Origin of the sequence: Rhizobium mesosinicum (genome assembly GCF_019511345.1) — a bacterium.
Classification (GTDB): Bacteria; Pseudomonadota; Alphaproteobacteria; order Rhizobiales; family Rhizobiaceae; genus Rhizobium; species Rhizobium mesosinicum.
In genome coordinates this window covers 1-13,505 of record NZ_JAEUAK010000013.1, presented here as the reverse complement: position 1 = coordinate 13,505, position 13,505 = coordinate 1, and the positions used below count along the sequence as shown (strand labels likewise).

General features: G+C 61.1%; 10 protein-coding genes and 2 pseudogenes. 8 read left to right on the top strand and 4 right to left on the bottom strand.

The genetic code is table 11. The features are described 5' to 3' along the window. Positions 1-159: 159 nt before the first annotated feature. The gene (locus JNB85_RS25975; RefSeq protein WP_220337308.1) at positions 160-945 is read left to right on the top strand and encodes an SDR family NAD(P)-dependent oxidoreductase; all 786 of its coding nucleotides are present in this window, start codon (positions 160-162) and stop codon (positions 943-945) included. Positions 946-989: 44 nt separating this feature from the next. Next, positions 990-2,138, top strand: coding sequence for an ABC transporter ATP-binding protein (locus JNB85_RS25970; protein WP_220337307.1), 1,149 nt, complete (start codon positions 990-992; stop codon positions 2,136-2,138). 13 nt (positions 2,139-2,151) lie between these two features. Here the strand turns inward: JNB85_RS25970 and JNB85_RS25965 are convergent, their stop codons facing one another. From JNB85_RS25965 to JNB85_RS25955, 3 genes are all read right to left on the bottom strand, one after another. Continuing rightward, positions 2,152-2,970 (bottom strand): carbohydrate ABC transporter permease, encoded by an 819-nt coding sequence (locus JNB85_RS25965; RefSeq protein ID WP_220337306.1) that lies wholly within the window; start codon positions 2,968-2,970, stop codon positions 2,152-2,154. Continuing rightward, positions 2,967-3,908, bottom strand: a complete 942-nt coding sequence (locus JNB85_RS25960) for a carbohydrate ABC transporter permease (protein ID WP_338050357.1) — start codon at positions 3,906-3,908, stop codon at positions 2,967-2,969. Before JNB85_RS25960 ends, JNB85_RS25965 begins: the two co-directional genes overlap by 4 nt. A gap of 268 nt (positions 3,909-4,176) precedes the next feature. After that, positions 4,177-5,463, bottom strand: a complete 1,287-nt coding sequence (locus JNB85_RS25955; RefSeq protein ID WP_220337305.1) for an ABC transporter substrate-binding protein — start codon at positions 5,461-5,463, stop codon at positions 4,177-4,179. A 219-nt stretch (positions 5,464-5,682) separates the two neighbouring features. Between JNB85_RS25955 and JNB85_RS25950 the strand changes: the two genes are divergently transcribed. From JNB85_RS25950 to JNB85_RS25930, 5 genes are read left to right on the top strand one after another with little or no spacing between them, the layout of a single operon-like run. Then, the gene (locus JNB85_RS25950; RefSeq protein WP_220337304.1) at positions 5,683-7,134 is read left to right on the top strand and encodes an NAD(P)-binding domain-containing protein; all 1,452 of its coding nucleotides are present in this window, start codon (positions 5,683-5,685) and stop codon (positions 7,132-7,134) included. Further along, entirely contained in the window at positions 7,131-8,168 is a 1,038-nt protein-coding gene (locus JNB85_RS25945) for a questin oxidase family protein (RefSeq protein ID WP_220337303.1), read from the top strand. Before JNB85_RS25950 ends, JNB85_RS25945 begins: the two co-directional genes overlap by 4 nt. A 13-nt stretch (positions 8,169-8,181) precedes the next feature. Next, the gene (locus JNB85_RS25940; RefSeq protein WP_220337302.1) at positions 8,182-9,378 is read left to right on the top strand and encodes an amidohydrolase; all 1,197 of its coding nucleotides are present in this window, start codon (positions 8,182-8,184) and stop codon (positions 9,376-9,378) included. A 37-nt stretch (positions 9,379-9,415) separates the two neighbouring features. Continuing rightward, positions 9,416-10,768, top strand: a complete 1,353-nt coding sequence (locus tag JNB85_RS25935; protein WP_220337301.1) for an 8-oxoguanine deaminase — start codon at positions 9,416-9,418, stop codon at positions 10,766-10,768. A 9-nt stretch (positions 10,769-10,777) separates the two neighbouring features. After that, positions 10,778-12,007: an amidohydrolase family protein gene (locus JNB85_RS25930; RefSeq protein ID WP_220337300.1), complete on the top strand. Its 1,230-nt coding sequence runs from the start codon at positions 10,778-10,780 to the stop codon at positions 12,005-12,007. A 198-nt stretch (positions 12,008-12,205) separates the two neighbouring features. On the opposite strand, the pseudogene JNB85_RS25925 reads toward JNB85_RS25930, so the two are convergent. Then, positions 12,206-12,436: pseudogene (locus tag JNB85_RS25925) on the bottom strand (PIN domain-containing protein); the annotation flags it as partial. A gap of 211 nt (positions 12,437-12,647) precedes the next feature. On the opposite strand from JNB85_RS25925, the pseudogene JNB85_RS25920 reads away from it, so the two are divergent. After that, positions 12,648-13,505, top strand: a pseudogene (locus tag JNB85_RS25920) (ISNCY family transposase); the annotation flags it as partial.

The window sequence follows — 13,505 nt, the reverse complement described above, 5'->3', positions numbered from 1 at the left end:
ATGCGCTTCTCATCCTCCCGCCGCAGTTCGCGGCTGCACCTGTCTGATTGTTGCTTTTTGTGTACCGAATAATTCGAACAAATTCAAACACAAATTTCTCTTGTCGTGTACGATTTTGTTGATATATGATCGACGATGTCTCCATTTCACGAGGGCGGTATGCAGTCTCCGAGCTATCCAGAACTCTCCGGCAAGCGTGCGATCGTCACCGGCGGAGCGACGGGGATAGGGCGCGCGATCGCGACTGCCCTATCCCGCCAGGCAATCCAGGTCGCAATCTGCGACATCAATCTGGCTGCCGCCGAAAAGACGGCGACCGAGATCGGCAGCGGAGCGACCGCGCATGCGATCGACGTTCGTAAGCGCGCCTCCGTCGAGGCGACTTTTTCCGAGGTGGTCGAGAAGGTGGGTGGTTATGATATCCTCTGCGCCAATGCCGGCGTCTCCACGATGCAGCACGCGCTGGAACTGACGGACGAGGAGTGGGACTATAATTTCGACGTCAACATTCGCGGCATCTTCCTGACCAACCAGATTGCTGCCCGCCGTTTCACGCGCACCGGCACTGGCGTCATCGTCAATACGGCCTCGCTTGCCGCAAAGATCGGCGCTCCGCTGCTGGCCCATTATTCTGCCAGCAAATTTGCCGTGCTCGGCTGGACGCAGGCGCTCGCCCGCGAGCTCGCGGCTTCGGGCATCCGCGTCAACGCCGTCTGTCCCGGTTTCGTCAAGACGGGCATGCAGGAGCGCGAGATCGCCTGGGAGGCGAGCCTGCGCGGCGTCACGCCCGAACGCGTCGTTGCGGATTATATCGCGCAGACGCCGCTCGGCCGGCTGGAAACGCCGGAGGATGTGGCCGATGTCGTCGTTTTCCTCTGCTCGAATTCGGCTCGCTTCATGACCGGGCAAGGCATCAATGTCACCGGCGGCGTCTATACGACCTGAGCCTTCAGGATCCGCAACAGGCCTTCGTTCATCAGGGAAAGAGCATGGCTGAAATCGTCTTCGACCAGGTCAGCAAGAGCTACGGCGATGGTTATGCGGCGATCCGCAACCTCAACATGACCATACGCAACGGAGAATTCCTGGTCCTGGTCGGCCCCTCTGGCTGCGGCAAGTCGACGGCGTTGCGCATGATCGCCGGCCTCGAAGAGATTACCGGTGGCCGCCTGACGATCAACGGCGCCGTCGTCAACGACCTTGCCCCGCGCGACCGCGATATCGCCATGGTCTTCCAGTCCTATGCGCTCTACCCACATCTGACGGTGGCCGACAATATCGGCTTCGGCCTTCGCGTGCGCGGCCTCGACAAGGCCGAAATCGCCCGCAAGGTGCAGGAGACAGCGAAGCTCCTGGAACTCGAGGACTATCTCGCCCGCAAGCCTGCTCAACTCTCCGGCGGCCAGCGCCAGCGCGTCGCCATGGGCCGGGCGCTCGCCCGCAGCCCCCAGGCCTTCCTGATGGATGAGCCGCTTTCCAATCTCGATGCTCGCCTGCGCGGCCAGATGCGTGCCGAAATCGCCCGCATGCAGAAAATATCTGGCATCACCACGGTCTATGTCACCCATGACCAGGTCGAGGCCATGACCATGGGCGACCGCGTCGCCGTCATGAAGAGTGGTGTGCTGCAGCAGCTTGGCGCGCCGCGCAGTCTTTATGATCAGCCGGCCAATCTCTTTGTCGCAAGCTTCATGGGCTCGCCGGCGATAAATCTGTTGGCCGTCGATCTCTTTACGACGGATGACGGTCCTGAAGCCCGCTTCGGCGGGGCTTCCATCCTGTTTTCCGGCGAGGCGCTTGCGGAACGGCCGGCCATCGCCGCTGCTGCCGGCCGCCCGGTCGTGCTTGGCATCCGCCCGGAAGCGTTTCAGCCGGTCGACGCCGGCGGTCTGGCCGGAACCGTCACTTTCGTTGAGGATCTCGGCGCCAGCCTTCTCGTCCATGTCGAGGTCGAAGCTGCCGACCGGCTGAAATCGCTTTCGGCCGAAGAGGATGACGTGCCGCTATCGGCTCCACGCCTGCGTGTCGTCATTGACGGGACCAGCAGCGTGAAAATCGGCGAGCGCCTGTCGCTTACCGCCGATCCCGCCCGCATCCATGTCTTTGATGCCGCGACGGAAGCGGCGATCCGCGCCTGAGTGCATCACCTTTTTAGTGAATGCCCTTCGTTAAGCCCTGCACGAAATAGCGGTTGAGCAAGAGCACGATCAGTACGATTGGGATCGTCGAGAAATGCGCCAGCGCGCCGAGCGTGCCCCAGGTGATGTCTTTCGTCCCGTACGCTGAAAGCAGCGCGACCGAGATTGGTTTGGAATCCAGCCGGGTCAGGAACATCGGGTAGAGGAAGTCGTTCCAGGAGAACATCAGACAGAAGAGCGTGGAGGCCACGACGCCCGAGCGCACCGCTGGCAGAGCCACGCGCCGGAAGGAGCCGAACAGCGTGCATCCATCCGTCAGCGCGGCCTCTTCCAGTTCCTTCGGCAAGCTGCGGAAATAGGAAAACATCATCCAGGTGACGAAGGCGGAGTTCAGCATCGCATTGATGAGAACGACGGCGATCCAGCTGCCGAGCAGCCCGATATCGCGCATCATAAGATAGAAGGGGATCAGCGCAGCGACAGCCGGCACCATGCGGATCGCCATGAAGAAATAGGCAACGGCAACGGCATAGCGGCTCGTCGAGCGGGCCAGCGCATAGCCGGCCGGCACGCCGAGCAGCAATGAGAGGATGACGGAACCGCCGGCGATCAGAAGGCTCGATGATAGCAGGTTCCACACGTCGAACAGGCGGAAGACCGTCGCAAATTGCTCGAAGGTCGGCATGAAGGTCAGTTTCGGGGGGATCGAGAAGATGTCACGCGAGGGCTTGTAGGCGGTCGAGGCCAGCCACAGGAAAGGCAGCAGGAAAAAGGCGAGCATGACCAGAATGAAGCCGCGCTCGCCGATGCGGCTGAGACTGCGTTTGCTCATCGCCCGTTTGCCTTTCTGTCCGCCTTGCGGATCAACAGAATGAAGCCTGCCGCGATCACGGCGATGCAAATCAGCGTCAGGTTGGCAATCGCCGAGGCGCGGCCGATATTGAAGAATTCCAGCCCCTGCTTTACCGCATGCAGCATCAGTGTGTTGGTCGCGTTGCCCGGCCCGCCGCCAGTCGTCACATAGACGCTGTCGAAAACCCGGAAGGCATCGATGGTGCGCAGCGTCAACGCCAGCAAGATCGAAGGCAGCATCAAGGGAACGACGATGGTCCTCAGCCGCTGCAGCGCTGTTGCTCCATCCGCTTCGGAAGCCTCGAGAATATCGCCCGGCAGCGCTTTCAGGCCCGCAAGCAGGATCAGTGCCACCAACGGCGTCCATTCCCAGATATCGACGAAGATAAGGGTCGCCAGCGCCGAGTTCGGATTGGCGAAAAGTCCGCGCGGGTCGGAAATCCCGAACTCGGCAAGATAATAGCCGATGAGGCCGTAGTCGGCGAGCAGCAGCGCCCGGAAGATCAGCCCGACGACGAGCGGCGTGATCGTCACCGGAATCAGGATCAGCGCCAGGCAGATCCGGTTGAAGCGGTCGTCGCGCCAGAGCGCCAGCGCAATGGCAAAACCGAGCAGCAATTCGACGCTCACGGCACCAACCGTGAAAATGAGGGTGTTGACGAACGCACCGCGCGTCACGGTATCGGAAAGAAGATCGACATAATTGCCGAGCCCGACGAAATGCGTCCGCGCCGGTTTCAGCAGATTGTATTCGTAGAGACTGAACCAGATGCCCTGCGCCAGCGGCCAGACACCGATGACAAGCACGTAAATCATGGCCGGTAAGGTCATCAGGATGAAGAACAGGCGCCTGCGCTCGAGATAAGAAACGCTCAAGGCGGGGGAGGGCTTCAGCGCGGAAATGAGGGATAGGGTCACGTTACGTCCATCAGGTTCCTGGTTCGATGCGCGACATCGGGATAGAGCCCGGAGCTCAACCGATCATGAAGCCTGTGGCGCGTCGGATCAATGGGCTGGAAACAGCGGGAAGCGTGCCCAGGATCCGGATGACTTCGGTCGCGTTGACCAAGATCCGAAGCTGCATCCAAATCGAAGAGGAAGACTATTCTGCCGAAAACCACTTCTATTTTCGGCAGAGTGCTTCAGGCGCGGCCCAGGGGAGGGAACTGTGCAGCGTCAACCGTCGTCAAAAGAGCTTCGCAGCCGCTTCCTGAGCGGCATCGAGTGCCATCTTGGGATCGGCGTTGCCGACAAGTACGTCGTTGACGGCGGTGCCGAGCAAGTCTTGGATTTCCGGATATTGCGGGATGCGCGGGCGATATTCGCCGTCACCATGCTCGAATGTCTCGGCGATGACGGGCAGGAAGGGGAACTTCTTCAACAGATCGGGATCGGTCATCTCGCTCTTGCGCAGGAAGCTGCCGGCGCCCATCATGTTGAACTCCTTGTGCACCGGCGGGCTGGTCAGCCATTTGATGAAGGCCCAGGCCGCTTCCTTCTGCGTGTCCTTGATGCTGGCGTTGATCGCCATGCCCCAGCCGCCGATCCCGTAAAGCTTCGGCAGGCCGGCGCCGCGCGGGGCGGTCGTGATCGCCACCTTGTCGACGATCTTGGAAATTGCAGGATCGTAGTAGCCGGGAGCGCCGACCGACCATGTCTGCATCGTCGCGGCGATGCCCTGGCGGAAGCTTTCCTCGCGCCCGCCCCAGTCATAGTTAACGGCCCCGGGAGGAGCCGCCTTCATGAAGAGGTCCTTATAGACGGTCAGGCTCTTGATATTGGCTTCGGAATTGAGTGCCGGCTTGCCATCTGAGCCAAGGATCGAACCACCCATCTCGGTATTATACTGCATCCAGTCCTGGGCGACTGCCGGGCCTTTCTGGCCGTTGGCAACGAATCCGTAAATCTTCTTGCCGGGATCGGTCAGCTTGTAGGCTGCCGCAATCATTTCTTCCATCGTCGCCGGCGCCTTCAGGCCGGCGGCATCGAACAGATCCTTACGATAAGCGAGCACGTTGGCGTAACCGGCAAAGGGGAAGGCAACCTGCTTGTCGCCCCAATGGCCAAGCGCGTTGAGAAGCGTCGGATAAATGTCATCGAGCTTCAATTCGGCGGCGTCGCGTTTCATCCATTCGCTGAGGTCGACAGTGTATTTGTTTTCGGCATACTGGCCGGCCCAGACGATATCCATCGTCACCAGGTCGTAGCCGCCGGTGCCGCCGACGAAATCTGTCGTCGTCTTGGTCAGAAGCGAGCCGTAGTCGAGAATGTCGACCTTGACGGTGGCGCCTGTCTCTTCGGTGAATTTCGGCGCGATGGCAGCCAGAACAGCTGCGAACTGGTCGTTTTGCGAGGCAAGCGTCAGAGCGATGCCTTCGTATTTCCTGTCGGCGCCGATGGCGGAGCCCACGAATGCGACCGAGACGAGGCCTGCGATCGCAAATTTCCCTGCAATACTGCTGAGCGATGTCATGTTTGCTCCCCTTTTTTGGTTGGCCAGAGGCAATATACATCAAACAAAATCGCACTCAAGCGCACTTGACAAAAAACGCTAAACATTAAAAATCACAAATTAGAACATATTCGCGCATAAATGTCCATATTTTGTGCGCGTTGCATAAAAAATGGCAGTGAACTGAACGTTTTCTGCGCGTCTATACTATCCTGTCCAACGCTCACGAGCTGCACATTCATGAAGATCACGCCGGACGAGCGCCTGAGAGAGCTGGAACGTCGCGCCGATGATGAGATGGCGCGCATAGAGGCGTTCTGCGCCGACTGGCCGAAACTCGGCGATGAAGACCGCGACGATTTCCATTCCGTCGTCATCTGCGGTGCCGGCCTCTCCGGCCTGTCGATCGCCTTCGCCCTGAAGCGGCGCGGCATTAGGTCGGTTCATGTGATAGATCGGAGCGAAGAGGGCAGGGAAGGCCCCTGGATGACATGCGCCCGCATGCGGACCCTGCGCTCACCGAAATATCTGTCAGGCCCCGACCTCGGCATTCCGAGCCTGACGCTGCGCTCCTGGTACGAGGCGATGCATGGTGCCGATGCGTGGGAAACGCTCGACAAGATCAGCCGGCAGGATTGGATGGCGTATCTCGTCTGGTTTCGCAGGACTGTCGGCATCGAGGTCGAAAACGGAACAACCCTTTCGTCGATAAATCAGGCTGAGGGCGGACTTGCGCTCGCCCTGGCGAAAAGCGACGGCACCAGCCGCACGATCACCTGTCGCCATTTGGTGATGGCCACCGGTATCGATGGCTGCGGCGGCCCGCGTGTACCTGCGATGGTCAAGACGCTGCCGAAATCCGCATGGACGCATAGCAGCGAGCCGATATCGATCGATTTTCTTGAGGGCAGGGATGTCTCAATCCTTGGCGGCGGAACGTCGAGCTTTGATTGGGCAGTGGCGGCGCTTGAGGCCGGAGCCAGAGAAGTCACGATGTTTGCGCGCAGCGCCGATCTGCCGCGCACGGAGGTTCTCGCATGGACTAACTTTCCCGGTTTTCTCGGCCATTTCGCCGAACTGCCGGATCTCGATCGCTGGCGCTTTGCTCATCTCTATTTCAATTTCAAGGTACCGCCGACGCAGGAGCAATATGATAAGGCCTGCAGCCACCCCGGTTTCACCCTGCGCCTCGGCTGCGATGTCCGCGAACTCTCGATGGACGGCGGCAGCATCCGGCTGACGACCGCAAGCGGCATCTTCCGGGCCGATCATCTTCTGCTGGGCACCGGCTACGAGATTGATTTCGCGCTCAGGCCCGAGCTTGCCGGCCTCGTCGATTCCGTCGCGCTTTGGAAACACCGCTTTCAGCCGCCGCAGGGAGAGGAAAGCGCCCTGCTTGCCAGCCATCCCTATCTCGGTCCTGGTTTCGAACTCGTTCCAAGACAGTCCGAAGCCGGCTGGGTGTCGCGCATCCACATGTTCAATGCCGGCGCTCTGGTCAGTCTCGGGCCGATCAGCAACGGCGTCACCGGCCTCAAATACGGCGTGCCGCGCATCGTCGGCGCCCTGGTGAAAGCGCTGTTCATCGAGGACTCCAATCGGTATCTTGAATCATTGGCCGCCTATGGTGAACCACATTTCGATCCTGGCATAGACGAGACCGTCACGACACCAAGGGAGGTTTTGACATGAGGCAGGCTGCCGCCGTTCAAGTTTCGGGATTGGAGGCCATCCTTTCGCGGGCACGCGAAGACAGCGTCGAATTTCCCTATCTCCTCGCCAACCACGCGCCGATGGTGCTGATCGCGCTCGATCGCCTCGGCGCCTCGGCGGAACGGCTGGAGCAATGGTATGAGCATTATCGCGCGAACAATCGCCTCCCGCCTATACCGCCCCCCGTTGCTCCAATTGCCCGGACAGCCTGGATCGACGCGCTTGGCGATCGCGCGCGCGAGGCGGATTATCGCGCCTTCTTCATCGCCGAAACCCGCAGGCTCGGCATTGATGCCGTTATCCGCACCTATCTCCCTGCCATGGTGAACGGCCTTGCCGGCAGCGCCACGCATCCGCTGATGCGCCTTGCCTACGGTGTCCTCAAGAAGGACGACGAGGAGGTCGGCACCGCGCTCGGTTATTGGGCGGCCTGTTATCTGCCGCTGCCGCCCGCGACCGGCCGTGCTCCCGATACGGATGATCCAGGACGCGTCCTTGCCGACGTCGGCAATATCGAAGGTATTCGGAGCTACGAGCCTGAAACCGATCTGCTTTGGCATAATATCCGCGCCGTCGCCGCACTTCCGGGCTTCCGTCCTGTTATCGACCGCCTTGCTTTCAAGGCCGATACGCCGCGCCGCATGGCCGCGACCTCGCTCGCACTCTTCGCCGCAACCATGGATTTCTCCGCACTCCATTCCGTCACCGGCTTGCACTGGCTGCGCCTCGTTTCCCCACACCTCCAAGACGCCGAGCCTTTCTACCGAGCTTTTTGGCAGGTGATCGCCGCGCTGGTACCGAAGATCGGTTTTCCAGCACTTCCTACCGCCGAGGCATTGGAAGAGATGCGCGCCCGACAAGCACCTGAGTGGGAGGAGATCAAACACGCCGCGATTGCTTCGGATGACGAACACGATGTCAGCCTGGTCTTCTCCGCCTTGCAGGAGGAGGAGGTTTGGCAGGATCCGCTCTATCGCGTCGTGGCGGCGCGCAGGCTTGGGCTTATTGCATAGTGGATGATGGTAGATGACGCCGAGCCTCGTAATCGAAAACGCCAGAACCGAAGCCGGTGAGATCGTCTCGCTCATTCTGGATAATGATCGGATCGCTGCGATCGGCCCGAATGCAACGGCCGGCATCGGTCCCGCAGTGCCGCATTTCGATGCGGCCGGCGGCCTGCTCTGCCCTCCCTTCGTCGACGGTCACGTTCACCTCGATAAGACACTGATTGGCTTACCTTTCATTCCCCATATCCCGGGCGATACGGTCGCCAAGCGTATCGAGGCGGAAAAATCCCTGCTGCGCACGGTGGCTCTGCCGGTCCAAGCCCGCGGCGGCGCCCTGCTGGAGAGGCTCGCAGCCTACGGCACGCTCTCCGTTCGCAGCCACGTCGATATCGATACCGACATCGGCTTGAAAGGCCTCGAGGCCGTGCTCTCGCTGAAGCAGAGCCATGGTCATCTCGTCGATATCCAGACGGTCGCCTTTCCACAATCTGGTGTGCTGCGCAATCCCGGCACCGCGGCGCTGCTCGATGCGGCCATCGCCGCAGGCGCCGACCTCGTCGGTGGCCTCGATCCCGCCGGCATCGATAACGATGTGACCGGGCATCTCGACGCGATCTTCGCCGTCGCCGGTAAATACGGTGTCGGGCTGGATATCCACCTGCATGACGGCGGCGCGCTCGGCGCGTTCGAGCTTCGGCAGATTGCCGACCGCACGGCAGCCCTCGGCCTCGAAGGCAAGGTGGTCGTCAGCCATGCGTTCTGCCTTGGCGCGTTAGAAGATGTCGATTTCGGCCACACGGCTGCGGCACTCGCCAGATCGGGTGTGGCGATCATGACCAGCGCGCCGGGTCCCGTGCCCATGCCGCCCGTCAAGCGGCTCGTTGCCGCCGGCGTTCGGCTCTTCTGTGCCAATGACAACATCCGCGATGCCTGGTCGCCTTTCGGCAATGGCGACATGCTGGAGCGCGTCGGCATCCTCTGCGATCGCCAGGATTTCCGTTCGGATGCGGACTTGGCTGCGGCTTTTCGTTTGGCGACGCACGCGCCGGCCGAAATCCTCGGCCGCCCCGTCGGGCCGCTTCAAGCCGGATCACTTGCCGATTTTGTCATCCTGCCTGCCGTGTCGTTGGCAGAGGCCGTCGCCGTTCGTCCTCTTGACCGGACCGTCTTCCGCCGTGGTGTCATCATCGCCCGTGGCGGCCAGTTGGTCGCCTGAATTTTCCGTCAATGTACAGCGCATGGGAGCATCGCCGATGAAGGGCCGACTCTGGATACAATCGCCACTTGCCATCATGGCCGAGGGCGCTGGAGGTGGTGGCATCGTCATCGAAAACGGTCGTATCGTCGAGCTGGTCGCAGCTGGAGGACAACCGGCGCTGCCCGTCGATGCCCGCTTCGATGCCGGCCGGCACGTCGTCATTCCCGGTCTCGTCAACGCCCATCACCATATGTTCCAGACCCTGACGCGCGCTCATCCGGCCGCGATCAACAAGTCGCTCTGGCCGTGGATCCGCGCGCTCTACCCGATCTGGGCAAAGCATATAACCCCTGAAGCCTTCCGGCTTGCCGTCCGTCTCGGGCTGACGGAACTGCTGCTTTCCGGCTGCACCACGACATCCGACCACCACTATCTCTATGCCGCCGGCCTCGAAGACGCGATGGATGTCGAGGCCGAGGAGGCGGCCAGCCTCGGCATGCGCATCACGCTGACGCGCGGCAGCCTTAACATTAAGGACCAGCAGGGAGTCATTTCGCCCGGCAATGTCGTCCAGGACGATGACGTGATCCTTGCCGATAGCGAGCGCGTGTTGCGGCGCTACCACGACCGGTCCGAGGGAGCGATGACACAGGTGGCGCTCGCGCCATGTGCGCCTTTCGACGTCACGCTGGACCTAATGCAAAAAACGGCGGAACTGGCGGAGCGCCATGACTGCCGACTCCACACCCATCTGGTCGAGACACGCGCGGAAGCGGAATTTTGCCGCAGCAAATTTGCCTGCACGCCGGTGGAATATCTCGACCGCTGCAACTGGCTGAATTCGCGCACCTGGCTTGCCCACGGCATCCATTTCGATGATGCTGAAATCGCCGAGCTTGGCCGACACGGCGTCGGCGTCTGTCACTGCCCGACCTCGAACATGGTGCTTGCCTCTGGTATGTGCCGCACCAGCGAGATGGAAGCCGCAGGCGTGCCGGTCGGCCTCGGCGTCGACGGCTCGGCGTCCAACGACAATTCCAACTTGATGGAAGCCGTGCGCCACGCGCTGATGCTGAACCGGCTGACCTACGGTGCGGAGACCGTCACCCATTTCGACGCGCTGCGCTGGGGAACCGCCGGCTCGGCAAAACTGCTCGGACGCGATGACATCGGCACCATCGCGCCAGGCCGCCAGGCAGATCTCGCCTTTTACAAGCTTGACGAACTGCGTTTCTCCGGCGCCGGTGATCCGCTGGCCGCCCTGGTTCTCTGCGGCGCCACCACGGCCGACCGCGTCATGATCGCAGGCGAATGGCGCGTCACCGACGGTATGCCTACGGGTGTCGACATCGAGGCACTCATCGCCGATCACAACTGCGCCGCCCGCAATTTTCTTTTGTCGGTCTGAGGAGGTCCCATGGCGATCGACTTCGTCGTCCGCAACGCCCGGCTGGCAGGTTCGACCGAACCGACCGATATTGCCTTCGAGGCCAGCCGCATCGCGGCAATCGCGCCTCGCATCGTCTGCGATGCGCCGCATTATGATGCCAGGGGGAAATTCGCCTGCGGCGGTCTCATCGAGACTCACATCCATCTAGACAAGGCTGGTATCATCGGCCGTTGCAGTCTCTGCACGGGGACACTCGCGGAGGCTGTCAGCGAGACCTCCCGGGCCAAGGCCGCCTTCACCGAGGAAGACGTTTATGCACGTGCCGCCGCGGTGGTCGAAAAGGCGATCCTCAACGGCACCAGCCGCCTGCGCACCTTCGTCGAGATCGATCCGCGCGCGGGCTTCCGCTCCTTTGAGGCGATCCGGCATCTGAAAGCCGATTATCGCGATCTCATCGATATCGAAATCTGCGCCTTTGCCCAAGAGGGCCTGACGAACGATCCCGGCACGGAGGAGATGTTGGAACAGGCGTTGAAAGCGGGGGCCGATCTGGTGGGAGGCTGCCCCTATACCGATCCCGAACCGGCCGAACACATCCGCCGGATCTTCGACCTCGCCGTGCGCCATGACGTCGCCGTCGATTTCCACCTCGATTTCGATCTCGACCCCTCAGGCTCTTATCTTCCGGATGTCATCGCCGAGACCGTCGCTCGCTGCTATCAAGGGCGCGTGTCGGTCGGCCATGTGACCAAGCTCTCGGCTTTGCGCCCGGAAGAGTTGGAGCCAATCGGCCGCGCACTCGCCGAGGCTGGCGTGGCGTTGACCGTCCTGCCTGCCACCGATCTGTTCCTGACCGGCCGCAATTCCACCCATCTCGTTCCGCGCGGCGTGACACCCGCTCACCGCCTGGCAGCACTCGGCGTCATCACAACCATCTCGACCAACAACGTTCTGAACCCGTTCACGCCCTTCGGCGACGTTAACCTGATGCGCATGGCCAATCTCTACGCCAATATCTCCCAGATCGGCACTCCCAATGGCCTTGACGAGATCTTCGCCATGATCACGACGCAAGCGGCCATCCTCCTGGGAATAGAGAGCAGCTACGGCATCGCGATTGGCAACGCTGCAGATGTCGTCGTCCTCGACGCTCCGTCGGCCGCCGACGCCGTTGCGACCATCGCGCCCGCGCTCATCGGCTGGAAAAAAGGCCGCCGAAGCTTCTTCCGACCCCAGCCGCAGCTTTTTTTGGCGTAAAGGGGCGCTCGGGAGGCAGTGGACCAGGATTCCCGAACCGGGCTTTCGAAAGGAGCGAAAGTGTTGATGCCCTCCCGAGGGCGACGCGATCGATCGGAGCTAGGCGCCCATATGAGCAAACTACGCAGGGAGTTGGATGCCGCTGGTGTCGGCGAACTTCGCAAAGGGGTAGGGCACCGGCGCCCATGATGTCCTTTGCTATCTCTCAAGCCAGTTCTGGAGGTTGAGGCCACGAATGCGCTGAAACTCGCGCATATTGTCCGTCGCCAGTGTCAGGTCCAGCGCACGGGCATGCGCGGCAATGAGCAGATCGTTGAGGCCGATCGTCTGGCCGGCAGCTTCTAACTCCGCACGAATGTCACCGTACTTTATATCGGCGGGGACATCCAGCGGCAGTATCGGAAGCGCTCTAAGTATGCTTTCGACCTCCAGCGGCTTATCGTTTATAAAGCTTAAGGTCGGGGCGCATTGGAAGCATTCGCGGTAAATGAGCCAACAGAAACAAAATCGCCCAGATGTTCCATAACCTATCTTATGCGATTCTTTGTTGTAGTGGGGGTGGGTTCAAAGTTGAAGTGTCCTGTTTCTGCAAAGTAAGAATGTCACTCTCCCCGGGTTCTGAGGACCTGGGAGATTGCGGATGGGACTGATTGCGATGAGCGAGCGTGACCTGCAGCGGATTGAGGTTTTGTCGAAGGTGATCGACGGCCGGATGACGGTGGTGTCGGCGGCGCATGTGCTTGATCTGAGCGAGCGCCAGGTGCGCCGGCTGCTGGAGCGGATCGGCACGGACGGTGCGGCGTCGATCCGGCACAAGGCGATCGGCCGGCTGTCGAACAACCGGATCAGTGACGGTGTGCGCGATTACGCGATGACACGATGACACTGGTCCGCGAGCGTTATGCGGATTTCGGACCAACCTTGGCGACCGAGAAGCTTTTCGAGCGCGATGGATTGCGTGTGTCGCGCGAGACGTTGCGCAGCTGGATGGTGGAGGCCGGACTGTGGTTGTCGCGCAAGCAGCGGCGGACGTTTCATCAGCCGCGGCTGCGACGCGAGGCTTATGGTGAACTGGTGCAGATCGATGGGTCGGAGCATCGCTGGTTCGAGGATCGCGGACCGCCTTGCTCGCTGCTGGTGTTCGTCGACGATGCGAAGGGCAGGTTGATGCAGCTGCGCTTCGTGCGTTCCGAAAGTGCATTCACCTACTTCGAGGCACTGGCGCTCTACCTCAAGCGGCACGGCGCACCAATTGCCTTTTATTCCGACAAGCATTCGGTGTTTCGGGTGGCGAAGAAGGACGCCAAGGGCGGCCAGGGCATAACCCAGTTCGGCCGGGCGCTGTGCGAGCTAAACATCGAGATCCTTTGTGCAAATTCGAGCCAGGCCAAGGGTCGTGTCGAGCGGATGGATCGGACGCTGCAGGATCGGCTGGTCAAGGAATTACGGCTGGCTGGCATCGACAATATGGAGGCAGGCAATGGGTTTTTGTCGGGCT

What these genes read in the sequence shown, in the direction of transcription:
- JNB85_RS25975 (WP_220337308.1), top strand. Translation starts at nt 160, where the DNA reads ATGCAGTCTCCGAGCTATCCAGAACTCTCCGGCAAGCGTGCGATCGTC.
- JNB85_RS25970 (WP_220337307.1), top strand. Translation starts at nt 990, where the DNA reads ATGGCTGAAATCGTCTTCGACCAGGTCAGCAAGAGCTACGGCGATGGT.
- JNB85_RS25965 (WP_220337306.1), bottom strand. Translation starts at nt 2,970, where the DNA reads ATGAGCAAACGCAGTCTCAGCCGCATCGGCGAGCGCGGCTTCATTCTG.
- JNB85_RS25955 (WP_220337305.1), bottom strand. Translation starts at nt 5,463, where the DNA reads ATGACATCGCTCAGCAGTATTGCAGGGAAATTTGCGATCGCAGGCCTC.
- JNB85_RS25950 (WP_220337304.1), top strand. Translation starts at nt 5,683, where the DNA reads ATGAAGATCACGCCGGACGAGCGCCTGAGAGAGCTGGAACGTCGCGCC.
- JNB85_RS25945 (WP_220337303.1), top strand. Translation starts at nt 7,131, where the DNA reads ATGAGGCAGGCTGCCGCCGTTCAAGTTTCGGGATTGGAGGCCATCCTT.
- JNB85_RS25940 (WP_220337302.1), top strand. Translation starts at nt 8,182, where the DNA reads ATGACGCCGAGCCTCGTAATCGAAAACGCCAGAACCGAAGCCGGTGAG.
- JNB85_RS25935 (WP_220337301.1), top strand. Translation starts at nt 9,416, where the DNA reads ATGAAGGGCCGACTCTGGATACAATCGCCACTTGCCATCATGGCCGAG.
- JNB85_RS25930 (WP_220337300.1), top strand. Translation starts at nt 10,778, where the DNA reads ATGGCGATCGACTTCGTCGTCCGCAACGCCCGGCTGGCAGGTTCGACC.